Origin of the sequence: Flagellimonas sp. (assembly GCF_965215805.1) — a bacterium.
GTDB lineage: Bacteria > Bacteroidota > Bacteroidia > Flavobacteriales > Flavobacteriaceae > Flagellimonas.
Map to the genome: position 1 here is coordinate 2,453,666 of NZ_OZ244124.1, position 22,506 is coordinate 2,476,171.

Annotated in this window: 22 protein-coding genes; 9 read left to right on the forward strand and 13 right to left on the reverse strand. The window is 42.2% G+C overall.

Annotated features, from left to right (window positions below; genetic code table 11):
• The first annotated feature begins 50 nt into the window (after window positions 1-50).
• The 3 genes from ACOOE0_RS10820 (at window position 51) to ACOOE0_RS10830 (ending at window position 4,303) form a co-directional block, all read left to right on the forward strand.
• Complete coding sequence (locus ACOOE0_RS10820) at window positions 51-2,336, forward strand: FdhF/YdeP family oxidoreductase (protein WP_420398940.1); 2,286 nt, start codon at window positions 51-53, stop codon at window positions 2,334-2,336.
• A 33-nt stretch (window positions 2,337-2,369) separates the two neighbouring features.
• Window positions 2,370-3,641 (forward strand): sterol desaturase family protein, encoded by a 1,272-nt coding sequence (locus ACOOE0_RS10825; RefSeq protein WP_420398941.1) that lies wholly within the window; start codon window positions 2,370-2,372, stop codon window positions 3,639-3,641.
• Between the two features lie 62 nt (window positions 3,642-3,703).
• Entirely contained in the window at window positions 3,704-4,303 is a 600-nt protein-coding gene (locus tag ACOOE0_RS10830) for an RDD family protein (protein ID WP_420398942.1), read from the forward strand.
• Here ACOOE0_RS10830 and ACOOE0_RS10835 read toward each other — a convergent pair.
• Genes ACOOE0_RS10835 through rsfS form a run of 6 tightly spaced genes read right to left on the reverse strand, consistent with a single transcriptional unit; the run spans window position 4,300 to window position 9,011 of the window.
• Entirely contained in the window at window positions 4,300-4,563 is a 264-nt protein-coding gene (locus ACOOE0_RS10835) for an acyl-CoA-binding protein (protein ID WP_420398943.1), read from the reverse strand. The two genes, ACOOE0_RS10830 and ACOOE0_RS10835, sit on opposite strands and share 4 nt — an antisense overlap.
• Window positions 4,556-5,221, reverse strand: coding sequence for a phosphatidylserine decarboxylase family protein (locus ACOOE0_RS10840; RefSeq protein WP_420398944.1), 666 nt, complete (start codon window positions 5,219-5,221; stop codon window positions 4,556-4,558). The genes ACOOE0_RS10835 and ACOOE0_RS10840 overlap by 8 nt, the downstream gene beginning before the upstream one ends.
• Complete coding sequence (locus ACOOE0_RS10845; protein WP_420398945.1) at window positions 5,211-6,014, reverse strand: phosphatidate cytidylyltransferase; 804 nt, start codon at window positions 6,012-6,014, stop codon at window positions 5,211-5,213. The genes ACOOE0_RS10840 and ACOOE0_RS10845 overlap by 11 nt, the downstream gene beginning before the upstream one ends.
• 4 nt (window positions 6,015-6,018) lie before the next feature.
• Window positions 6,019-6,627 carry an LUD domain-containing protein gene (locus ACOOE0_RS10850; protein WP_420398946.1) on the reverse strand — a complete coding sequence of 203 codons (609 nt, stop codon included), beginning with the start codon at window positions 6,625-6,627 and terminating at the stop codon, window positions 6,019-6,021.
• 55 nt (window positions 6,628-6,682) lie between these two features.
• Entirely contained in the window at window positions 6,683-8,629 is a 1,947-nt protein-coding gene (ftsH, locus tag ACOOE0_RS10855) for an ATP-dependent zinc metalloprotease FtsH (protein WP_420398947.1), read from the reverse strand.
• Window positions 8,630-8,633: 4 nt separating this feature from the next.
• The gene (gene rsfS / locus ACOOE0_RS10860) at window positions 8,634-9,011 is read right to left on the reverse strand and encodes a ribosome silencing factor (protein WP_136466322.1); all 378 of its coding nucleotides are present in this window, start codon (window positions 9,009-9,011) and stop codon (window positions 8,634-8,636) included.
• Window positions 9,012-9,158: 147 nt separating this feature from the next.
• On the opposite strand from rsfS, the gene ACOOE0_RS10865 reads away from it, so the two are divergent.
• The gene (locus ACOOE0_RS10865) at window positions 9,159-9,836 is read left to right on the forward strand and encodes a biotin--[acetyl-CoA-carboxylase] ligase (protein ID WP_420398948.1); all 678 of its coding nucleotides are present in this window, start codon (window positions 9,159-9,161) and stop codon (window positions 9,834-9,836) included.
• Window position 9,837: 1 nt separating this feature from the next.
• Here ACOOE0_RS10865 and ACOOE0_RS10870 read toward each other — a convergent pair whose 3' ends face one another.
• Together ACOOE0_RS10870 and pyrE are read right to left on the reverse strand one after the other, a co-directional pair.
• On the reverse strand, window positions 9,838-10,230 hold the full coding sequence (locus ACOOE0_RS10870; RefSeq protein ID WP_420398949.1) for an SRPBCC family protein: 393 nt from the start codon (window positions 10,228-10,230) through the stop codon (window positions 9,838-9,840).
• 9 nt (window positions 10,231-10,239) lie between these two features.
• Window positions 10,240-10,878: an orotate phosphoribosyltransferase gene (gene pyrE, locus ACOOE0_RS10875; RefSeq protein WP_420398950.1), complete on the reverse strand. Its 639-nt coding sequence runs from the start codon at window positions 10,876-10,878 to the stop codon at window positions 10,240-10,242.
• Window positions 10,879-10,885: 7 nt separating this feature from the next.
• On the opposite strand from pyrE, the gene ACOOE0_RS10880 reads away from it, so the two are divergent.
• Window positions 10,886-11,491 (forward strand): NUDIX hydrolase, encoded by a 606-nt coding sequence (locus tag ACOOE0_RS10880; protein ID WP_420398951.1) that lies wholly within the window; start codon window positions 10,886-10,888, stop codon window positions 11,489-11,491.
• Here ACOOE0_RS10880 and ACOOE0_RS10885 read toward each other — a convergent pair.
• The 5 genes from ACOOE0_RS10885 to ACOOE0_RS10905 form a co-directional block, all read right to left on the reverse strand.
• Window positions 11,475-13,280: a M14 family metallopeptidase gene (locus ACOOE0_RS10885; RefSeq protein ID WP_420398952.1), complete on the reverse strand. Its 1,806-nt coding sequence runs from the start codon at window positions 13,278-13,280 to the stop codon at window positions 11,475-11,477. The two genes, ACOOE0_RS10880 and ACOOE0_RS10885, sit on opposite strands and share 17 nt — an antisense overlap.
• A 43-nt stretch (window positions 13,281-13,323) precedes the next feature.
• Window positions 13,324-13,737, reverse strand: coding sequence for a response regulator (locus ACOOE0_RS10890; protein WP_420398953.1), 414 nt, complete (start codon window positions 13,735-13,737; stop codon window positions 13,324-13,326).
• A complete protein-coding gene (locus tag ACOOE0_RS10895; protein WP_420398954.1) occupies window positions 13,721-15,559 on the reverse strand; it encodes a PAS domain S-box protein in 1,839 nt (612 codons plus the stop codon). Before ACOOE0_RS10895 ends, ACOOE0_RS10890 begins: the two co-directional genes overlap by 17 nt.
• Window positions 15,560-15,744: 185 nt before the next feature.
• Window positions 15,745-16,206, reverse strand: a complete 462-nt coding sequence (coaD, locus tag ACOOE0_RS10900; protein WP_420398955.1) for a pantetheine-phosphate adenylyltransferase — start codon at window positions 16,204-16,206, stop codon at window positions 15,745-15,747.
• Window positions 16,207-16,237: 31 nt separating this feature from the next.
• A complete protein-coding gene (locus ACOOE0_RS10905; RefSeq protein ID WP_420398956.1) occupies window positions 16,238-17,212 on the reverse strand; it encodes a D-alanine--D-alanine ligase in 975 nt (324 codons plus the stop codon).
• 78 nt (window positions 17,213-17,290) lie between these two features.
• Here ACOOE0_RS10905 and ACOOE0_RS10910 point away from each other — a divergent pair, with 78 nt between their 5' ends.
• From ACOOE0_RS10910 to ACOOE0_RS10925, 4 genes are all read left to right on the forward strand, one after another.
• Window positions 17,291-17,878 (forward strand): PASTA domain-containing protein, encoded by a 588-nt coding sequence (locus ACOOE0_RS10910; protein ID WP_420398957.1) that lies wholly within the window; start codon window positions 17,291-17,293, stop codon window positions 17,876-17,878.
• A 2-nt stretch (window positions 17,879-17,880) separates the two neighbouring features.
• On the forward strand, window positions 17,881-18,909 hold the full coding sequence (locus tag ACOOE0_RS10915) for an RluA family pseudouridine synthase (RefSeq protein WP_420398958.1): 1,029 nt from the start codon (window positions 17,881-17,883) through the stop codon (window positions 18,907-18,909).
• Between the two features lie 87 nt (window positions 18,910-18,996).
• Window positions 18,997-19,758 (forward strand): peroxide stress protein YaaA, encoded by a 762-nt coding sequence (gene yaaA, locus ACOOE0_RS10920; protein ID WP_420398959.1) that lies wholly within the window; start codon window positions 18,997-18,999, stop codon window positions 19,756-19,758.
• A gap of 173 nt (window positions 19,759-19,931) precedes the next feature.
• Window positions 19,932-22,478, forward strand: a complete 2,547-nt coding sequence (locus ACOOE0_RS10925) for a phosphoenolpyruvate carboxylase (RefSeq protein WP_420398960.1) — start codon at window positions 19,932-19,934, stop codon at window positions 22,476-22,478.
• The last annotated feature ends 28 nt before the right edge of the window (window positions 22,479-22,506 follow it).

A 22,506-nucleotide genomic window follows, 5' to 3' on the forward strand; every position in this document is an offset into this window, starting at 1 on the left:
GTTTAAAAAGTTAAGTAATTCCTATCTTTAGCCTTAAGCTTTGAAGGATTATGAGTAAAAAGGAAAATCGCAATATTTCGGTTACAGGAGACATCTCTTTTGCAAATTTAAAGGTGTCAGAGCCTATGGCCTTTGCTGCAGGAATGCCTGCCATAAAGGTGGCACTGGAGCATGTGAACAAGGAATCAGGCCTATTTCGCTCTATCAAGACCTTATCCAAAATGAACCAAAAGGAGGGATTTGATTGCCCTGGATGCGCGTGGCCCGACCCGGATAAACCTTCCAAACTGGGTGAATATTGTGAAAATGGGGTCAAGGCCATTGCCGAGGAAACCACATTTGAGCGCGTAAATCGTGATTTCTTTCAAAAATATTCGGTAGAAGAATTGTCCACATGGACTGACTACCAAATTGGCAAAAGCGGAAGGATTACTGAACCGTTTATTCTCAGACCTGGATCTATTCATTATGAGCCCATTTCATGGGACGATGCCTATGTTACCATTGCGAAACACTTGAAAGCGCTGGACAGTCCCGATGAAGCTGTGTTCTACACTTCCGGACGATCCAGCAACGAGGCCGCTTTTCTCTATGGGCTTTTTGCCCGTGCCTTTGGGACCAACAATATGCCAGATTGCTCCAATATGTGCCACGAATCCAGTGGGGTGGCCCTGTCTGAAACCTTAGGAATCGGTAAGGGATCTGTGATTTTAGAGGATTTTGATGAGGCTGAAGTGGTGATGGTCATCGGCCAAAATCCGGGAACCAACCACCCAAGGATGTTGTCTGCACTTCAAAAGTGCAAGCAAAATGGCGGAAAAATCATAACGGTAAATCCGCTTTCCGAAAGTGGGTTGAATCGATTTAAAAACCCACAAAAGGTCAGCGGCATTTTGGGAAAGGGTACCGCCTTGACTGATATTTTTCTGCAGGTTAAAGTCAACCAAGATGTACCACTGCTAAAACTTATCATGAAACGATTGGCGGAAAAGCAGAAATCCGACCACAAGATTTTCGACTTGGATTTTATTTCGACCAAGACCCAAGGATATCAAGAACTTTTAGCGGATTTGGAACAGCAAGATGAGTTGGATTTACTCAATCGCTGTGGGGTGGATTCCGATAAAGTGGATCAGGCAGTTGAGGTTCTGGCCAAAAACTCAAAAATTATCATTTGTTGGGCCATGGGGCTAACCCAGCACAAAAATGGGGTGGACAACATCAAGGAATGTGTTAATCTATTGCTCCTTAAGGGCAGTATCGGCAAAAAAGGAGCGGGTACATGTCCCGTTAGAGGTCATAGTAACGTACAGGGGGACCGTAGCGTGGGTATTATGCACCATGTTTCCGAATCTCTTAATAATGCACTAAAGGACGAATTTGACTTTGAACCACCATCAGAGGAAGGATTGGATACCGTCAATTCCATCCAAGCTATGTATGAGGGCAGGGCTAAAGTTTTTGTGGCCTTGGGTGGAAACTTTGTGTCCGCTGCTTCGGATACGGCCTATACAGCAGAAGCATTACAACGCTGCACGCTAACAGTTTCGGTAAGTACCAAATTGAATAGAACACATCTTACTGCAGGACAAACTTCATTAATACTGCCTACTTTGGGAAGAACGGAGCAAGATCAAGGTAGGTTTGTGACTGTGGAGAATAGCATGGGAAAAGTACATCAAAGCAAGGGGAGATTAAAACCGGCGAGTAAGCATCTAAGGAGCGAACCCGAAATTGTGGCCCGAATCGCGGATACCTATTTTGGTGGAAAGTCAGCCATTGATTGGAACGAATTAGGGTCAAACTATGATTTGATTCGTGATAAAATTGAAAAAGTTTTGAACGGTTATCACAACTATTCCAATAGATCATCAGGTTCTGGATTTTATTTGCCCAACAATGCCAGAGAAGCGGATTTTTCCAAATTACCAGGAGGGAAAGCACAATTCTCCATTTGCAAACTCCCGGATATTGAATTAAAAGCGGATGAGTTTCTGTTAATGACGGTTCGCAGCCATGATCAGTTCAACACCACCATTTATGGCATGGATGATAGATATAGAGGAATCTATGGTGAGCGCAGGGTAGTTTTTATGAACCAAAAGGATATGGATCAAAAAGGACTGAAACCCCAACAGGTAGTGGATTTGGTGAGCAATTACAATGGGATAGAAAGAAGAGCCCAAAATTTTAAGGTCATACCCTATGACATTCCATCCCAAAACCTCTGTGCCTACTTTCCAGAAACCAATGTCTTGGTTCCCATTGATCTATATGCTGATAAAAGCCAGACGCCAGTAAGTAAATCTGTAGTGGTAAGGGTAGAAGCGGTATAGCTTATTTCTTTCTGGTTTTATATCTTTAGAGCTATGGAAACCTACGCTACTGCCTTATTGTACGCCATTCCCTTTTTTGTAGGTTTGGTGCTTTTTGAAGTCATTTACGGGTATTTTGTCAAGAACCAGAAACACAATGTCATGGACACGGTGAGCAGTCTGAGCTCTGGTCTGACCAATGTGGTAAAAGACTCTCTTGGGCTGGGTGTGGTCTTGGTCACTTATCCGTATCTGTTGGAACATTTGGCCTTAATGGAAATCCAGACCACCTGGGTAGTTTGGGTGCTGGGATTCTTGGCCCTGGACTTTGCTGGGTACTGGAACCATAGACTAAGCCATCGCATCAATTTCTTTTGGAACCAACATGTGATCCACCATAGCAGCGAAGAATTTAATCTGGCCTGTGCCTTGCGTCAGTCCATCTCCAATTTGCTGGTTTATTTTCCACTTTTGATGATTCCTGCTGCATTGTTGGGAGTACCGCACAAAGTGGTGGCCATTTTGGGCCCGCTACATCTCTTTGCCCAATTCTGGTACCATACCCAACACATTGGAAAAATGGGCTGGTTGGAATACATCATAATTACCCCGTCGCAACACAGGGTGCACCATGCCATTAATCCTGAATACATAGATAAAAATTTGGGACAGATTTTTAGTTTTTGGGATAGGATGTTCGGTACTTTTCAAGAAGAAATGGAAAAAGTGCCTCCCCAGTATGGCGTTTTAAAGCCTGCGAATACCTGGAATCCTATCTTGATCAATTTCCAACACCTTTGGAGACTGATCAAAGATGCATGGAGAACCCAAAGTTATTGGGACAAACTTCGAATATGGTTTATGCCAACAGGTTGGCGTCCGGCGGATGTTAAACAGAAATACCCTATCCAGATTATTGATGATGTATACAATTTTGAGAAGTATATGCCACAGGCGTCTCCTGCATTAAAGGGATATTCCATTTATCAATTGCTTGCCAATACGGGTTTGATGCTCTTTATGTTTTACAACTACGCTGAAATTGGATTTGATGGGCTATTGTTGTTCGGAGCCTTTGTGTTCATTGGAATTTATGGCTATACGTCGCTGATGGACAAGGCATCTTATGCCATTTGGATTGAACTTTTTAGAGCTTTGGCAGGACTACTCTTCATTTACTTTACGGGGGATTGGTTTGGACTAAATACCTATCTGTTCTTGGGCAGTTATTTGGTAGGGATTTATTTTCTGAGCACGATAGCAGGTGCAGTCTATTTCGCCTATTTTGAAAACACATCTTTGGATAAAGAACAATTGGCCGTTTAGTTTAAAGGGTGTACAATGAAAAGGAACTTTCAAGCGTTTAAGCTTGATAACTCCAACCAACCATGACCCGACAACAACAGCTGGCTTTTTGCAAGATTTGCACACACCGGAAAAATGATTTTGAACGCGGTATCCTTTGTGGGATAACCAATGAACTTGCCGATTTCGAAAGCGAATGTCCCTCTTTTGAAAAAGACGAAAATCTTTCACCCAGAAGTTTTGGAAGCATGTATTCGGATGAGGTTCATTTGCCAACAGCCAGTGCTGGCAAGCGGTTCATCAATTATCTTATAGATTACCTTTTTATTGTTGGCCTCGGCGCACTTGTGGGTGGGGTTATTGGACTTGTACTGAATTATGTGGCTCCTGAGAAGCTATATCTCCTGGATCAGGACAACAAGTTGGTGGACTATGCCCTTGGCGCTGTCCTGCTTTTAGTGTACTACACCTTTTTTGAGGGATTTACAGGCAGATCTATTGGGAAGTTCTTTACCAAGACCAAAGTGGTTTTGGAAAATGGTGAAAAACCTACTTTTAATGACATCTTGATACGTAGTTTCTGCCGCATTATTCCTTTTGAAGCATTTTCTTTTTTGGGAAAAGATGCCATAGGATGGCATGACACTATTTCAAAAACCAGGGTAGTGGAGATGCATGACTAGTTTTCCCTTAGCTCATTGTTCACAAGCTCGATGTAGTTGCGCATGGCTTCATCCGCACCAATATTTTGTGCTTGGATCAGGGCATTGGCCTTAAAAGCATTGATCAAAGGGGTTTTACTTCCAGGATTGCTGAAATTCTTATTGGCTATTTTATAATAGGCGTACAGCTTTAGGAGCAAATCGGCAGGCATGGGTTCGGTATAGCTGTTTACAAAAGCCACAGCCTCTTCAAATTGCTTATGTAATTCCTCATCAGTCATCCTGCTTTCTTAGCGATGCAATGCATGTTTTGGCGCCTACAACTTTTTGGTTCAGCTTAACGGTGATATCACAATCCAAGGGTAGCAATAAATCCACTCTAGAGCCAAACTTGATAAATCCAGCATCTTGCCCTTGGGTCACTTGTTCTCCTTCTTCCGCATAATTCACAATACGACGTGCCAAGGCCCCAGCTATTTGGCGATACCCAATCTCTCCAAACTTTGGAGTATGCAAAACCACGGTGGTACGTTCGTTTTCGGTGCTGGATTTAGGGTGCCATGCCACCAAGTATTTTCCAGGGTGATATTGGGAATAGGTTACGGTGCCACTGGCAGCATATCGAGTTACATGCACGTTCACGGGCGACATAAATATGGAAACTTGCTTGCGTTTTCCCTTAAAATATTCGGGTTCGTCCACTTCTTCAATAACAACCACTTTACCATCCACAGGGGCCAAAATCTCGTCAAAATTGGGTGTTACGGGTCTTTTTGGGTTTCTAAAGAATTGCAAGACCAAAATCAATAGCACAAGCCCACCTATCTGGATTCCAAATCGTAGCCATTCCAATGACACGTAAAACTGGGCTGCAAGGATTATGGCAACAACCAGAAAAAAGGTGATAGTAATTATTTTTTGGCCTTCTCTATGAAACATATGAAAATATATTAAGTGTCAAATACGCGAAGGGTGCGGCAAATACCAAGCTATCCAAACGATCCCAAATACCACCGTGGCCGGGCAATATGGCCCCACTGTCCTTAACTTGGGCAATTCGTTTAAATTTGGATTCCAATAAATCCCCCAAACTTCCAGCTATTACAATCACAGTGGCTAAAACCATCCACTGCATGAGCGTCAAACTAGGCTCATATTTTGCCAGGAAGTATGCTGCTAACAATGCAAAAATAAAACCTCCTATGGAACCTTCCACAGTTTTTTTTGGAGAAACTGACGGATAAAGTTTGGTTCTGCCAATACTTCTACCCACCAAATAAGCAAAAGTATCGTTTACCCATATCAAAATAAAAATGCCTACAATCAGAAATTGGGAGAAACTATTTTGTTTATAGGGAATCATGGTTAGAAAAATGCAACCACCCCCAAGATAGAGTACCGCAATGATAAATTTTTGGGCGGTGTTAAAGGTTTTGGACTTTTTGGAAAAGAGAAAGACCAGAAGGGCCAGGTTCACAGTAATGGTCAGTAGCATCAAGCCTGTGATGATCAATTTGTCCGTGACAAAGTAAATAAAGGCCCACCAAAGCGCTAGATAGGCCACATATACGTAGTAGTTTTTTAGATGTACGATTCTTTTAAATTCGTACAGACAGGCCAATCCAAAGACCATAAAAAGGAAATCAAAGGCATCGGAGCTTAAAAAAACGGTTCCCATGAGGAGTACCACATAAATAACCCCTGTTATGCCACGCCTAAGAATTTCTTTCATGTAATCAGTAGTCTTCTAGCAGCAAAAGATATACATTTTTTGAGGCACTTCCGTAGGAAAGAAAATCATTTTTGTTCTCTGGAGTGGGTTGGAAGTGTTTTAGGGTGGTGATATTGTTTGGAATGTTCTTTTTATATTTTTCCTTGATGACTTTCAAAGCTTCGCTTATGGAATCCACCAATTGACTGGTAGTTGCAAAGACAATGAGGTTGGACGGGAGTTCATCCAATTTTTTTTCCCTGATTTGATTGGAGCATACCAAAATGGAACCATTGTGCGCCACTAAATGTTCGCAAGTGGTAAAGAAAATATCACTTTCCTTTCTGTTTTGGGTAAATCCGATTTTTTCCGAGGCAAACCTACTTTCCAGTCGAGGATCCAGGGTATAGAAAAAATGTTGCTGCCAGTTGTTTTCAGAGATGATATTTTGAAGGGCTTGGGAAATTTCCATATCATCCTCGCAATAGATGAATTTTCCGCCATTTTTCTTGAAGTAGATGGTAAATTTTTCGTCAACGGGAATTTTAAGGTCGGGCATGTGCTCCCCACGAGTTTCCAGGGTTTCCTTGGAAACCTTTTTTCCACCACCAAAAAGTTTATCAAAAACTCCCATTTACGGTTTCAAAAATACAAGTACTTGGGAAATAATTATCCCTGTGCCCTAAAATTTACTCAGCAGTTTCCAGCTCCTCTTCTTCCTTTTCAAAAGGTCTCTTTCCAAAAATCTTTTCCAAGTCGTCCTTAAAGATAACCTCTTTTTCCAAGAGCCTTTCTGCAAGCTCCGTTAATTTGTCCTTATTTTCATTCAACAAATTAATGGCCCTGTTGTACTGCTCTTCTATGATTTTTGAAATCTCTTCGTCAATTTTTTGTGCGGTTTCCTCGCTATAGGGCTTGGTGAATCCGTATTCGTTCTGTCCTGAGGAATCGTAATAGGTGATATTACCCAGTTGATCGTTAAGTCCATAAATGGTAACCATGGCCCTGGCTTGTTTGGTCACTTTCTCCAAATCACTGAGGGCTCCAGTGGAAATCTTGTTGAACACCACTTTTTCAGCGGCCCTACCACCCATGGTGGCACACATTTCATCCAACATTTGCTCTGGACGAACAATCAGTCGCTCTTCGGGCAAGTACCAAGCTGCTCCCAAGGATTGACCCCTGGGTACAATGGTAACTTTCACTAGCGGAGCGGCATGTTCCAGCATCCAGCTTACAGTAGCGTGTCCAGCTTCGTGGAACGCGATGGTCTTTTTCTCTTCCGGGGTTATAATTTTGTTCTTCTTCTCCAGTCCACCCACAATACGGTCAACCGCATCCAAGAAATCCTGTTTGTTCACCGCTTTTTTCTCTTTACGGGCAGCAATCAAGGCTGCTTCGTTACAGACATTGGCGATATCAGCTCCAGAAAATCCTGGGGTCTGCTTGGCCAAAAAGTCCAAATCCAGGGTTTCTGCTGTCTTAATGGGACGCAAATGGACTTCAAAAATCTCCTTGCGCTCTCTTAAATCGGGAAGGTCTACATAAATCTGACGGTCAAAACGTCCGGCACGCATCAAGGCCTTGTCCAAAACATCAGCCCTGTTGGTGGCCGCCAACACAATAACATTGGTATTGGTGCCAAAACCATCCATTTCGGTCAAAAGCTGGTTTAGGGTGTTTTCCCTTTCATCGTTGGAACCAGTGAAGTTATTTTTACCCCTAGCACGTCCGATGGCGTCAATTTCATCAATAAAAATGATGGCGGGGGATTTATCCTTGGCTTGTTTAAAGAGGTCACGAACACGGGAAGCTCCCACACCTACGAACATCTCCACAAAATCAGAACCAGATAGGGAAAAGAACGGAACTTTGGCTTCACCAGCTACGGCCTTGGCCAAGAGCGTCTTACCTGTTCCAGGAGGGCCTACCAAGAGCGCTCCCTTTGGAATCTTACCTCCCAAAGAGGTGTATTTGTCAGGGTTTTTAAGGAATTCCACAATCTCCTGAACCTCTTCCTTGGCTCCTTCAAGTCCAGCCACATCTTTAAAAGAAGTACGCGTATCTGTTTTTTCGTCAAACAGTTTTGCCTTGGATTTTCCAATGTTGAAAATCTGTCCTCCAGCACCTCCACCAGCACCACCGGACATCCTTCGCATGAGGTAAATCCATATTCCTATAATAAGCGCAAACGGAAGCAAGGAAAGCAACAGTTCACCCAACACATTGGATTCGGTATCGAAATCGACAATGGTATCGAGGTTGTTTTCTTTTTTGATGCTCTTTATCTCGTCCTCAAAGTTTTGCAGATCACCATAATCCAAGATATACTGTGGAATTTTTCCTGTGGAAAAATTAAAGGGCCTGTCGGCTACATTACGATGTACATCCTTTTGAAGGGCTTCTTCCGTAAGGAACACCTTGGCCTGCCTGGCATTGGTGATGATCAGAATTTCTGAAATATCCCCGTTTCTTAGGTATTCCTGAAGTTCGGAGGTTGTGGTTTTTTCAGTACTGGAGAAACTGTTTCCGCCAAAAAACTGAAATCCAATGATCAATGCAATGACCACACCATAAATCCACCAGGAACTAAAACGAGGTTTCTTAGGGGTATTCGAATTGTTTTCTTTTGCCATTTTTTTAAGAATTATAGCTGCTCTCCACCATGGTGACCTTGGCATCTCCCCAAAGTCCTTCTATGTCGTAGAATTCCCTAATATGTTTCTGAAATACATGTACCACAACGTTTACATAGTCCATTAGGACCCACTCTGCATTTTCCGAACCCTCAACATGCCAAGGTTTATCTTGGATGGCTTTGCTGACAGTTTTTTGGATAGAGGAAACAATTGCATTTACATGCGTGTTGGAAGTACCATTGCAGATTATAAAGTAGTCACAAACTGTATTTTCAATTTCCCTTAAATCGAGGAGATTTATATCTACTCCCTTCACTTCTTCAATTCCATGTAAAATTAAGGCAATCAGTTCATCTGCGCTAGCTTTCGTTTTCTGCATTCAAAAATTTTAGTTTCTACAAAGTTATATTTTTTTTGTTTTCTTAGCCCTAGATTTTAACATAACCTTGGACGCACCACATTGGGAGAACACTCACAAATAATCAAACTTGATGCCACGGACTCCACAAATTTGTATTTAAGATCCATGGCCCGTGCCAAAAACCTGGAAGATTACACCTGTGTAGTTACCCGTGCCCAAGAGAAGGGAAGGGGTCAAATGGGAACCAGCTGGCAGTCTAAACCTGGTAAAAACCTTACGTTTAGTGTGTTGAAGAAGTTTGAGGCATTGCCGGCAGGGCAGCAGTTCAAGATCAATATTGGGGTTTCCCTTGCCATTTATGACACGTTGGACAAGCTGAACATTCCTAATTTAAAGGTAAAATGGCCCAACGACATTATGTCAGGTTCGGACAAAATTTGCGGGATTTTGATAGAAAATGTCCTAAAAGGGCAGGTCATTCAAAATTCAATTATAGGAATAGGTCTCAACGTGAATCAAACGGAGTTTGACAACCTAGGAAAGGTAGCCTCCTTAAAATCTATTTTGGGTCATAGCTTGGAGTTGGAAGAATTACTTCACAAGTTGCTCGCCCGACTTAAGTTTCAATTACACGATATTGAAAACAAGACCATCACGGAACTGCTCCCGCAGTATGCAAAAAAGCTCTTTCGAAAAGACAAACCATCCACCTTTAAAGATGAACAAGGGGAGGTCTTTATGGGCTTTATCCGAGGTGTTTCCCATCAGGGGAAATTAGTGCTGGAATTGGAGGACCACATCTTTAGGGAATACGGCCTAAAAGAAGTTGCCCTGCTCTCCTGACCTATATTCTATCCATATTGGCAGAAAGCGTTTCCATGAAATTGGTGATAGGGGCCTTGATCATCATTGCCATCATGGCATTGAATTCCCCTTCAAAACTAAGACCCACTTCACTTTCCGAATCACCTAAGGATTCAATGTTTCCAGTGAGGGTAAAGGGCAATTTGTCACTTGCCGCACCTAAGACTACTTTGTCATGGGGTTGTTGCTCTTTTAGGCGCATCACAATTTCGGGCATTCCTTTCAAGGCAAATCGGAAGGTTTTTTCATCCAGTACCTCAAATTTGTCAATATTGTCAGGCATCAAGGTTTCAAAGTTTTTAACATCGGTCAAAAACTCGAAAACTTCCTGGGCACTTTTGCCCACTTTCTTTTTAGCTACTTCAACGTGCATAATATGAGGTTATTTCCATTGCTGTGGATTGGACTTCCACTGCAATAAGGTTTGCATTTGTGATTCTTCAATATAATTGGTTTCGGAAGCTTGCTCAATTAAATGGGCATAATCCGACAAGGTGTGCAAGTTTAGCTTCTCTTCGGCAAAATTGGCATCCGCCAAGGAAAATCCATAGGTAAAAACAGCAATCATTCCTTTAACATCAACTTGTTGGGAACGCAAGGCCCGTACGGCATTAAGGCTACTTTTTCCGGTACTGATCAAATCTTCTATGACCACCACAGATTGACCTGCCTCTAGATGACCCTCTACCTGGTTTTGTCTTCCATGCGATTTGGGTTCTGGACGTACATACACAAAAGGAAGTCCAAGGGCATCCGCAACCAAAATCCCAATCCCAATGGCTCCGGTGGCAACCCCGGCAATGACATCGGGTTTACCATACAATTCCTCAACCTGTTTGGCCATTTCCTTACGAACAAAATCCCTGATTTCAGGATAGGAAAGCATTACTCTATTGTCACAGTAGATGGGGGATTTCCAACCAGAAGCCCATGTGAATGGATTTTCTGGTTCCAACTTAATTGCATTAATTTGCAGCAGAAGCTCGGCTGTTTTTTTAGCAGTATCCTTGTTTAAAACCATTGCGCAAATGTATAAAGTTTTTGTTAATGAGTCCCCACTGATTTTAACAAATGAGCGCCAGGACAACACCAATGGAAATCTCTTTTCGCTCGATGGCGATTCTATATTAATGGCCATAGATTCCTTGTCCAAAGGCAGACTCAAGGAAGCTTACATTTACCACCCAGACGAAGAAAAAATCCTGGATGTTTTTATGCATAAAATACCCGTGGTAGTAGCTGGGGGTGGTTTTGTTACGAATGCAAAGGACAAGGTGCTTTTTATTTTTAGAAATGGCAAGTGGGATTTACCCAAAGGAAAGGTGGACAAAGGAGAATCCATAGAAAAGGCCGCAATCCGGGAAGTAGAGGAGGAAACAGGAGTAAAGGATTTGGTTATCGAGAAGTTTTTGAGAACCACTTACCATGTCTTCAAAAGAAATGGGGAATACCGTTTAAAGCAGGTGCACTGGTTTAGAATGAGCACCACCTATACTGGGAAGTTGGTGGGCCAGGAGGCTGAAGGCATTTTAAAGGTAAAATGGAAAGGGGCCAAAAAAACGAAGAAAGCATTGGAAAACTCTTATCACAATATCAAAATCCTATTCAAGGATTGGTTTATTCCTTCGGAATAAGTGTTGCCGCTTTACTACCCTTGGCTATTCTAAAAATGGGATACCTTAGATAGGGCTTCTCTCGATATTTGGAACGTTGATACACCCAATCCAACTGAGCGTACCAATTCTGGGCGAATTCTTCATCCAATTCCTTTTTGGTCAAGAAGTTCTTGCGAAGCACAGAATCTTTCTTGAGCATATCCAAAGCCACATCCTCAAAAACGTATGGGGAAAACCCTTCTTTTTGTTGAAGTACCGTATCAAAGAAATTCCAGTTGAAAAAGGAATCGGCTGCCTGTGGCTCCAGCGTTTCCAATAAATATCTTGCCCCCATTTGATGGGTGGGTACAATAAGATCACCTTCCCTAAGCGCTATATTATCCAAACGTTTTTCAACTCGGGTATTATAATGTAGATAATGCCCTTCGTAAGGATTGTTCCTGGTGTCATAGTCGGAAATTGTATAAGTTTCCAAAAGCAATTCCATGTCTTCAGTAACTTCCGTGTACTGTATCTGATTGGCATCCAATCGCTCCAGCACGTTCTTCCAACTTTGGGGAATCACATAGCCAGCAGGTACAGTTATGGTATCCATGGGTACAAAGTAATTGTGATAGACAGTTTCCTTCGTAAATGGCTTTTCCCTATTATATCTTAATCTTAGCAATCCAGTGACCTCACTATCTATTTGCTCCGCTTCAAAACCCATGAATTGGAGGGTCGAGTTTTGGGAGCCGTCCACCTGCCAGTTCAAATGGTAGGCTTCAAGGGCCATATTTTGTTCTTCGGTCTGTTTTCGCAATTTTTTGATGGTCTTATAATCCTTCTCCGCAATGTCAACCATACTTTCCATTAGGGCGTAGGTGCCTTCCACCCGTTGCTTGTACGGTTTTAGCATGTGGGTTTCCACCATCATTCCCAACGTATTCCACAAGGTGGTATAACCTGTGGAATATCGAGGGTGATCCATAAATTGGGAAAATCCCAATTCAGGAGGGCGATTGAATACGTTCACATAGGGAGTTATATCCCATTCCTTTTCGTGTAGGGATTTTTCGAGTTTTGGTTGCAGTTCCTGATGGAGATATTCACCCAGTTTGCCCCCTAATTTGTTGTGTTGGGTAAACAAGTGTGTTAGGACATATTGATAGTCCGCTCCATTGCTCACATGGTTGTCAATAAATACATCAGGTTTTACCAAATGGAAAATTTGAGTAAAGGTTTTGGCATTTTTGGTATCCATTTTAACAAAATCCCTGTTGAGGTCGTAGTTCTTGGCATTCCCCCTAAAACCGTATGCTTCTGGACCATTTTGGTTGGCCCGGGTATTGGAATTTCTATAGAGTGCCCCGCCAATATTATAGATGGGGATGGTGGCCAATATGACATTTTTTGGGTGTTTCAATTGGTTGGTGGCCAAATCCCTAAAAAGCATCATCGTGGCATCAATTCCATCGCTTTCGCCTGGGTGAATACCGTTGTTGATCAGGATTATGGCCTTATCCGCCCTAATATGTTCAAAATTGAAGTCGCCATCAGGATTGAAAGTAACCAAGTGAAGCGGATAACCGCTATCGGTTTCGCCAATGGTCTGTATATTGATTTCCGGAAAGTCCTTGGCCAATCTGATATAAAAATCGATGGTTTGCTGGTAGGTGGCCGTTTCCGTACCATCAGATACCTCATAATGAGTTTCATACGAGGCAGTTGTATCCTGTGTAATTGTCTCACAAGAAATAAAAAGCATCAAAGCTGATATGAAAGCAAAGAGCTTATAGTTGGATTTGGTTTTGTATAAAGCTTGCATGGAATTCCCCATTACAGAGCCTTAAAAATAAGGAATATTATGCTCATGAGGCCAAATGCACCCTACTCAAGTCTGTGGCTTCCAATTTATAGAGCGGTTTATTCTTAAAATTGAGATAATGCCAGCAGTTCAATCTAAAATCGTTCCACCGTTTATAATCAATGGGGTCTATGGATGAGGTAATTACATTGATGATTATTTTCTCTGGAATGTTCAAGGATACCAGTTCTTCCAAAAATTCCCAACCATCCATAATGGGCATGTTTATGTCCAAAAAGATAACCTCTGGGCAGGGTATTTTGAGCTCAATTCGCTTTTTTAAGGCTTCCAGGGCCAATCTTCCATTTTCAAAATCCGTGATGTCCTTGCATATAGTTATGGTCTTCAACATTTTTCTTAAACCAAAAACAGTGATGGGGTCATCATCAATGATATAGATGCTATTCAGTTTCTTCATTGAAATACACGTTGAATGTAGAACCCTTATCCACTTCACTAGTAACGGAAATGCTACCGTCCATAGCCTCGATTTGATTTTTTATGATGTACAGTCCCAATCCCCTGGCATCCTTGTTGTTGTGAAAGGTCTTGTACATCCCAAAAATCTTGTCTCCGTATCTGTTTAGGTCTATACCCAGTCCATTGTCGGTAACGCTGAACATTACATTTTTATCTTGTTTTAGGGCTCTTAATTCAACAACTGGGCGCCTCTCAGGATGGTGATACTTAACTGCATTGGTGACAAGATTAAGTAAAATGCTTTCCAAATATGCAGGTACGCTGGACACCATCAGGTCATCTGGAACATGGTTTTCAAATTCCACCTGGTTTTCTTCCAAAAAGGCGGAAAGATTTTGCTGCATTTTGGTAATGTGCTCACTAAGGTTCAAGGATTTTTTGTCCAAATTGACATTGGTGCTGATATCCACAACCTCATTAAGGTTTTCCAAGGTGTCCAAGAGATTGTCAGAGGCGTGGAACAACATTTTCATGATCCGTTGTTTTTCTTTTTCATCCGATTCCCGAATAAGGAAATCCAACAGCATGGAGAAGTTGGCCGTATGGGACCTTAGATTATGGGAGACAATGTGGGCAAAATTGATGAGCTTTTTGTTTTGAATTGCCGTAACATTGATCAAGTTATGGAGTTGGTCTTCCTTCTGTTTGATATGTGTAATATCCATGCTCATACCTATAAGCCCATAGGCCTTCCCTTTTAAATCCAACAAGGGGATTTTGGAGGTCAGGAAATTGGTAGTGGTGCCATCTTTTCTAACGTTGATGGTCTCCCTGCCAATCATAGGTTCTTGGGTCCGCATGACTTCCAAGTCCTCATCCCTTGAAATTTGGGCCACGGCCTCATCATAAAGGTCAAAATCAGTTTTGCCCAAAAGGGTATCGGGAGTGGTGCCCAAATAGTCACATTCCGCTTTGTTGACCAATATTTTTCTGGAGTCCTTGTCCTTTACAAACACATTAATGGGCAAGTTATCTATCAGGGTGGTGAGTAATTGTTCACTTTCCCTGATTTTTTTGTCTGCCATCATTTGTTCGTCAATGTCCTGAAAGGTTCCGAATATTTTGTGGATTTCCCCATTTTTCCGAATGGCTTTGCCTGCTGCGGCTACCCAGCGTTCTCTGCCATTTTTTGTAATGATGGTCAATTTCTCGTGGAATGGGGTGCCATTTTCCAACGCTTTGTGAAAAAGCATGGAAATCCGATTTCTGCTATATCCCTGTTTATAGAATGCGATGGCTTCCGTTACGGTGGGTTGATAATCAGCCTGAACCTCATGTATTTTTTGGGTTTCCTCGCACCAATGGAGTTCCTCGGTTTCCAGATTATATTCCCAACTCCCTACTTTGGCCACTTCAGATTTGGTCTTCAATAGGGTAGTGATTCGTTCCAGTTCCTGCTCTTTTTCAACCAGCTGTGAAATGTCATCAGTCTGAATAATGGTGCCCAGATGGTTTTCATCTTCGTCAAACCATGGGGTGCAGGTGCTTTCATACCAATATTCTTGGCCGTTCACTAGTTTTTTATGTCGAAACGACCCTCCTGAAGGAGCAGCAATACACTTCTTAAAGCTTACTGCATCTATTTCCAGATGATTTTGGTACCAGAGCTTGATTTCTTTGTCAGGGCCTTGGAAGTCATCAAAAATGGCATGCCAAGTATCCGAGGCATCGACTAAAATGGAGTTTTTGTTGACCAAAGCGGTTGCCTTGGGCAGCTGTTTTAATACATACTGATGATGTAGGGTTTCGGTGGTTTTCAAATTTCGGGGGAAGATTTGGGTTAGTTTTATACGAATTTTCTTACTAAAATATAAGTATTGGGGCTGCTCCCGTAGTATTTGTTGTGAATCAACAAAAAAATGTGGTTTCTTCGACGAATGGCATCAAGCGCTAGGCGGGAAGTAAGCTGGATTCGGTGGGAAGTCCAGCACTTTGGTAAATGCAACTATTTCAAACCAACCCGTACCGTGTCGGGCACCAATCCGGTATAATCCCCTCCATTCCTGATTACATCCCGTACTATGGAAGAGCTGATATACGATTTGCCGGAAGAGGTCAATAAAAAAACAGTTTCAATCTCTGAAAGCTGACGGTTGGTATGGGCAATAGCTTTCTCAAACTCAAAATCGGCCGGATTACGGAGTCCCCGTAAGATAAAATCTGCATCTACCTGTTTGCAAAAATCTACCGTGAGACCTTCATAGGTAACCACCTTTATTTTGGGCTCGTACTTAAAAGCTTCGGAAATAAATCGGGTTCTTTCCTCAAGGGAGAACATGTACTTTTTATCTGCATTGATCCCTATGGCGATCAACAACTCATCAAACAGCGTAATCCCTCTTTGGATAATATCATAGTGACCAAGGGTAAGTGGGTCAAATGAACCTGGGAAAATAGCGCGTCTCATGATTTTTGGTTTGGTTAAAAATACTGAATTTCTATCGTAAAGCTTCTTCTATGGCACTGCTAAATAGTTGCTCCAAACTTATCCCTGCGGTATTGGCCTGCTGGGGAAGTATGCTTTCTTCCGTTAATCCAGGGGTGGTATTCACTTCCAACAAATAAGGTTCGTCCCCAATAAAGATAAACTCACTTCGGGTATAGCCCTTTAGTCTTAAAGTTTTGTATATGAATTCTGCCAGTTGGGTTACCTTGTTTTGCTGTATTTCGGAAATACGGGCTGGGGTTATTTCTTGGGATTTTCCCAAATATTTGGCCTCGTAATCAAAAAAATCGTTTTCAGAAACGATTTCCGTAATTGGAAGTACAGTAACCTTACCTTGATAGGTGATCACACCTACTGAAACTTCTGTTCCTTCCAAAAAGGACTCGATGATAATCTCGCTGTCCTCAGTGAAAGCTTTGTCAATGGCTAATTTTATTTCCTCCTGTTTGTACACCTTGCTGATACCATAACTACTCCCGGCCCTATTGGCCTTTACAAAACAGGGCAATCCTACTTTTTTAACAATTTGGGCCGTATCAATGGTATCTCCTTCGTTCAAAAAATAGGAGGTGGCACAGGGAACACCATAGGGTTTTAATGCACTCAACAGATCTCTTTTGTTAAAGGTAAGTGCGGCTTGATAGTGATTGCACGAAGTGTGCGGTAGGCCCAGCAATTCAAAATAAGCCTGAAGCAATCCATCTTCTCCAGGAGTTCCGTGTATGGCGTTGAACACACAGTCAAAATGAATTTTATCCCCATGGGGTGAAATGGTAAAATCCGATTTATCCACGGGAATCTCCGTGTTGTTACCGTCCACATAAACCCAGCGTTCTTGGGTAATTTTGATGGGAAATGCATTGTACTTGGAGCTGTCCAAAAACTTTTGGACCACCTTGCCGCTTTTAATGGAGATTTCGTACTCGCTGGAGTAACCACCCATAATGATGGCAATGTTTTTTTTCATCGGCTTATCGAATATGGCAAGGCCAAAGTAAAGAAAAATGACTGGCTTTCCTATATTTGTTCAGTTAAGGAAAAGTAGATGAAACATTTTTTGAGCTTTTTAAAAAGTAAAACATTTTTTATCCAATTGGGCCTTGCTGTGGTGGTGGGTGTGCTATTGGTGTTTATCACCTTGCAGTGGCTCAAAAGTTCCACTAATCATGGTGAGTTTGTGGAGGTGCCGGATTTCTCAAGAATGTCGGTTATGGAGATGCGCGATGCCGTTGAAGATGCAGGCTTGCGTTATCAAGTATTGGATTCCTCCAACTATAACCCTGATTTTCCCCGATTTTCCATTTTGGAACAGGATCCCCCAGCAGGAAATAAGGTAAAAGCCAATCGTAAAATATACTTTACCGTTAACCCTTCAGGCTATAAAAAAGTATCGGTTCCAGATATTATCCAGGTTACCCAACGCAATGCAAGAACCATGCTACAGGCCGTAGGCTTGGAGGTACAGCGGGTTACCTATATAGATGAGCTTGGAAGGGACATGGTGTATCGAATGAGGCATAAGGGGAAACACGTTAAACCCGGGGATAAATTGCCCAAAACCTCCAAGATAGAACTGATTTGTGGCAATGGTACCATTCCAGGTAGTGCCAGGGTGCAGGCAGAATCGCAATAGGCATGGATACTCCCGAAAATCCTGAATTATCACAGGAAGAACTCTTTGAACACCATAAGTTTGTTGCTTTCAAGGGTCAAGAACCTTTGCGTGTGGACAAGTTCTTGATGAACTTCATTGAAAATGCCACCCGAAACAAAATTCAACAAGCCGCCAAGCAAGGGCATATTTGGGTCAACGATGCCATCGTAAAACAGAACTACAAGGTTAAGGCAGGGGATGAGGTGAAGGTGATGTTTGAACATCCACCTTATGAATTTCTGTTGACTCCTGAAGACATTCCACTTGATATTGTTTATGAGGATGATTCCCTACTGGTGGTAAATAAGCCAGCGGGCATGGTGGTGCACCCCGGACATGGAAATTATTCGGGAACCCTGATCAATGCCCTGGTACATCATTTTGACCATCTTCCAAAGAACAGTTCTGAACGTCCCGGGCTTGTGCATCGAATAGATAAGGACACTTCAGGTCTTTTGGTGATTGCCAAAACGGAGCAGGCCATGACACATTTGGCCAAGCAGTTTTTTGATAAGAGCAGCGAGCGGGAGTATTTGGCATTGGTATGGGGAAATGTCACAGATGATGAGGGTATTGTGGAAGGTCATATCGCCAGAAATCCGAAAAATCGCTTACAGATGATGGTCTTCCAGGAAGGCGATCAAGGGAAGGATGCGGTGACCCATTATAAGGTGATAGAGCGATTGGGCTATGTGACCTTGATTTCATGCAAACTGGAAACAGGAAGGACCCATCAGATTCGGGTGCATATGAAATATATTGGCCATACCTTGTTTAATGACGAGCGCTATGGCGGAGATAAAATACTGAAGGGAACCACCTTTACCAAGTACAAACAGTTTGTGGAAAATGCCTTTAAGATTCTTCCAAGACAGGCCTTGCATGCCAAAACCTTGGGTTTTGAACATCCAGTAAGTGGTGAGTTTATGAGATTTGATTCTGAATTGCCAGAAGATATGACCCTCTGCATTGAAAAGTGGAGGAACTATGCCAAACATAGTGAATCATAAGCTTATTCAATCCAAGGATTGAAAAGACCTTTGGAAAGCTGTTTCCAAAATCCGATTTCCTCATTATTTTTACAAAAATCAAAAGTTATGAAAATCGTCATCTCGCCTGCTAAATCACTTGACTTTGAAACAGCGTTACCGACCTCAAAATATAGTCAACCACAGTTTTTGGAGCAATCCCAAAAATTGAATGCCGTCTTGGTAAAGAAAAAACCAAGGGCACTTTCCAAACTGATGTCCATTTCGGATAAGCTGGCCGAATTGAATTGGCAGCGAAACCAAGATTTTTCAACACCATTTACATCTGAAAATGCCAGACCGGCGGTATATTCTTTCAATGGGGATGTATACCAAGGCTTGGATGCCTATACCATTCCCGAATCCAAATTGGAGCAACTTCAAGATACCCTGCGTATTCTTTCGGGTCTATATGGCATCTTAAAACCTTTGGATTTAATTCAACCGTATCGGTTGGAAATGGGCACCCAGCTAAAAGTGGCACGTAAAAAGAACTTGTACGAATTCTGGCAAAAACAGCTTACACCACACCTTAATGAGGAATTGGAAGATGGGGAACTCTTTATTAATCTTGCCAGCAATGAGTACTTTGGTGCCATTGACCCCAAAACACTCAAAGTTCCTGTGATTACCCCAATTTTTAAGGATTGGAAAAATGATAAGCTGAAAGTCATAAGCTTTTTTGCCAAAAAAGCCAGAGGTTCCATGGTGAGGTACATTTTGGACAAGGATGCCAAAACTTTGGAGGACATCAAGGGATTTAACTACGATGGCTACATTTTTAGTGCAGAGCATACGCTAAAGGAAAACGAACCCGTCTTCATCCGATAAATTATTGGCTGGATAACCTAGGCGCAACTTTGACTTTACACAGATGCCAATTTGAGCTGTTAAGTTTGTGGGGCGCCTGTATTAAATTGTGATGTGCATAAATTTTGAGTGCTCATTCAGCATTTATCACGATCTTAGCCCTTCGGCAAAACATTAACCATACCATTTGATCCATGCAGCATTCAAGACGTCTGGAAGAATTTAGAAAATCGGTGACCAACAAGTTCAACGTGTACAATAGTTTGTTCTTGAGCTTACCGTATAGGGATATAGAAAATGTTGGAATGTTGATTCCCTTGTTATTGGACCAGTGCGAACTGGGTCTAAGGGCAGGGAAACAACCCCAGGAAATATTGGAGACCTTTTTCACCAATTTCATGGATATAAAGGATGAGCGGGAACGTTTGGATTTTATGTTCAAGATCATTCAGTACGTGGAACGCCAAGTGGTGCTTTACGATAGTGTGGAGGATTCAGCATTTCCAAAGCTTCAGGAATATACCAATTCCCTTTCGGTAAAGGATTATTTTGAGTTGGTGAACCAGACCAAAAACTGGGACAAAATTGCCAAAAACCTTTCCAGTTTTAGTGCAAGATTTGTACTTACGGCACACCCTACGCAATTCTATACCCCAGCGGTATTGGATATTATAGCAGAACTCAGAAAGTTGATTGATAAGGATAAAATCGACGATATTGATTTGACCTTGCAACAATTGGGCTTGACCTCTTTGGTAAATTCCAAGAAGCCTACCCCTTTGGATGAAGCCAAGAACATCATATATATTTTAAGAAATACGTATTACGACGCCATTGGCGAGTTGTTCGAATACATCAAAAGCAATATTAGGGACGAGGATTTTGCCAACTATAATATCATCAAGCTTGGATTTTGGCCAGGAGGCGATCGGGATGGCAACCCATTTGTTACCGCGGATATTACCAGAAAGGTAGCGGACGAGCTGAGGCTCACCTTGATGAAGTGCTACTATAACGAATTGAAGGCGCTTCGGAAGAAATTGACCTTTAAAAGTATCCAAGAGGATTTACTCACCTTGAGCGGAAGACTTTACAAGGCCATGTTTGACGCCAAATCCATTATCAGCTATCCTGAGATCATGGAACGATTGGACGCCATCCGCGAAAAATTGGAGGCCAACCACCATGGGCTGTATTTGAAAGAATTGGATAGGTTTATCAACAAAGTGCATATTTTCAAAACCCATTTTGCCACCTTGGACATCCGCCAAGATCATAGCAAGCATTATTTAACGGTGGAGACCATCCTTAAGCAGCAAGGGGCAATCAAAGAATCCTTGGATGAATTGAGCCAGGAAGAATTGGTGCATTGGTTGTTGGAAAAGGATTTAAAACTAGATCCTTCGGATTACGAAGAAGATATTGTTAGAGACACTTTGACCAATATTGGGCAGTTGAAAGAAATTCAGCTAAGCAATGGGGAGGAAGGCTGCAATAGGTATATCATCAGTAATTCGGAAGACATTTATTCCGTTTTCTTTGTATTTGGACTTTTCAGATGGTGTGGTTGGAAAGCTGAGGAAATTACATTTGATATTATTCCACTCTTTGAAACCATGAAGGGTATGGAAGCCTCCGAAGAGGTTATGCAAACCTTTTTTGATACGCCAATTTATAGGGCCCATTTGGAGCGCAGGAACAACAAGCACACAATAATGTTAGGCTTCTCAGATGGGACCAAGGATGGAGGCTATCTTAAAGCCAATTGGTACATCTTAAGAACCAAGGAAACCTTGAGTAAGGTCTGTAAAAGAAATGAGATAAAAGCTATCTTCTTTGACGGTAGGGGAGGACCACCTGCAAGGGGAGGTGGTAAGACACACCGATTTTATGCTGCCCAGACCAACGATGTGGCCAACCATGAAATCCAGATGACCATCCAAGGGCAGACCATTACCAGTACCTATGGTACCAAGGAACAGTTTATGCACAATTCCGAGCAGTTGCTTACTGCTGGACTGAGCAATGATCTCTATGGCAAGGAACATGTAATTTCTTCAGAGCAGCGAAAACTGATTGGGATGCTTTCGGAAATGAGCTTCGATAAGTACAATGCCCTTAAGCAACATGAAAAGTTTATTCCGTATTTGGAGCATAGGAGCACCTTGAAATTTTACACCAAGGCCAATATTGGAAGCCGTCCCGGAAAACGGGGAAGTAAAAAGCAATTGACCCTATCGGATTTGAGGGCGATTTCCTTCGTAGGTTCCTGGAGCCAGTTGAAGCAAAATGTCCCAGGGTATTTTGGGATTGGAACGGCCATTCAAAATTTGAAGGACCAAGGAAAATTGGATGAGGTCAAAAAATTGTATCAAGACGTGCCATTCTTTAGGGCTTTGATGCACAACAGTATGATGTCTTTGGCCAAGACCAATTTTGATTTGACCAGCTATATGGCGGAAGATGCGCAGTTCGGCGAATTTTGGAACATCCTACATGACGAATTTTTATTGTCCAAGAAGATGTTGTTACAGATTTCCGGTCAAAAGATTCTGATGGAGGATGAGGAAGTATCACGTGAATCGGTCAAGATTAGGGAACAAATTGTATTGCCACTACTGGTAATACAACAAAATGCCCTGTACCACATCACCAAAAATTCCGAATATCAGGAGCTGTACGAGAAAATCGTTACGCGTTCCCTTTACGGAAACATTAATGCGAGTAGAAACTCGGCTTAAAACGCCAACTTACTGATTTTTAAAGAGG

Excerpts from the sequence above, each read along its gene's own strand:
- ACOOE0_RS10865 (WP_420398948.1), top strand. The coding sequence starts at position 9,159 with ATGGCCCGTGCCAAAAACCTGGAAGATTACACCTGTGTAGTTACCCGT.
- ACOOE0_RS10870 (WP_420398949.1), bottom strand. The coding sequence starts at position 10,230 with ATGCACGTTGAAGTAGCTAAAAAGAAAGTGGGCAAAAGTGCCCAGGAA.
- ACOOE0_RS10840 (WP_420398944.1), bottom strand. The coding sequence starts at position 5,221 with ATGTTTCATAGAGAAGGCCAAAAAATAATTACTATCACCTTTTTTCTG.
- ACOOE0_RS10830 (WP_420398942.1), top strand. The coding sequence starts at position 3,704 with ATGACCCGACAACAACAGCTGGCTTTTTGCAAGATTTGCACACACCGG.
- ACOOE0_RS10820 (WP_420398940.1), top strand. The coding sequence starts at position 51 with ATGAGTAAAAAGGAAAATCGCAATATTTCGGTTACAGGAGACATCTCT.
- rsfS (WP_136466322.1), bottom strand. The coding sequence starts at position 9,011 with ATGCAGAAAACGAAAGCTAGCGCAGATGAACTGATTGCCTTAATTTTA.
- ACOOE0_RS10825 (WP_420398941.1), top strand. The coding sequence starts at position 2,370 with ATGGAAACCTACGCTACTGCCTTATTGTACGCCATTCCCTTTTTTGTA.
- ACOOE0_RS10835 (WP_420398943.1), bottom strand. The coding sequence starts at position 4,563 with ATGACTGATGAGGAATTACATAAGCAATTTGAAGAGGCTGTGGCTTTT.
- ACOOE0_RS10910 (WP_420398957.1), top strand. The coding sequence starts at position 17,291 with ATGAAACATTTTTTGAGCTTTTTAAAAAGTAAAACATTTTTTATCCAA.
- yaaA (WP_420398959.1), top strand. The coding sequence starts at position 18,997 with ATGAAAATCGTCATCTCGCCTGCTAAATCACTTGACTTTGAAACAGCG.
- ACOOE0_RS10915 (WP_420398958.1), top strand. The coding sequence starts at position 17,881 with ATGGATACTCCCGAAAATCCTGAATTATCACAGGAAGAACTCTTTGAA.
- ftsH (WP_420398947.1), bottom strand. The coding sequence starts at position 8,629 with ATGGCAAAAGAAAACAATTCGAATACCCCTAAGAAACCTCGTTTTAGT.
- ACOOE0_RS10890 (WP_420398953.1), bottom strand. The coding sequence starts at position 13,737 with ATGAAGAAACTGAATAGCATCTATATCATTGATGATGACCCCATCACT.
- ACOOE0_RS10880 (WP_420398951.1), top strand. The coding sequence starts at position 10,886 with ATGTATAAAGTTTTTGTTAATGAGTCCCCACTGATTTTAACAAATGAG.
- ACOOE0_RS10905 (WP_420398956.1), bottom strand. The coding sequence starts at position 17,212 with ATGAAAAAAAACATTGCCATCATTATGGGTGGTTACTCCAGCGAGTAC.
- ACOOE0_RS10885 (WP_420398952.1), bottom strand. The coding sequence starts at position 13,280 with ATGCAAGCTTTATACAAAACCAAATCCAACTATAAGCTCTTTGCTTTC.
- pyrE (WP_420398950.1), bottom strand. The coding sequence starts at position 10,878 with ATGGTTTTAAACAAGGATACTGCTAAAAAAACAGCCGAGCTTCTGCTG.
- ACOOE0_RS10845 (WP_420398945.1), bottom strand. The coding sequence starts at position 6,014 with ATGAAAGAAATTCTTAGGCGTGGCATAACAGGGGTTATTTATGTGGTA.
- ACOOE0_RS10925 (WP_420398960.1), top strand. The coding sequence starts at position 19,932 with ATGCAGCATTCAAGACGTCTGGAAGAATTTAGAAAATCGGTGACCAAC.
- coaD (WP_420398955.1), bottom strand. The coding sequence starts at position 16,206 with ATGAGACGCGCTATTTTCCCAGGTTCATTTGACCCACTTACCCTTGGT.
- ACOOE0_RS10850 (WP_420398946.1), bottom strand. The coding sequence starts at position 6,627 with ATGGGAGTTTTTGATAAACTTTTTGGTGGTGGAAAAAAGGTTTCCAAG.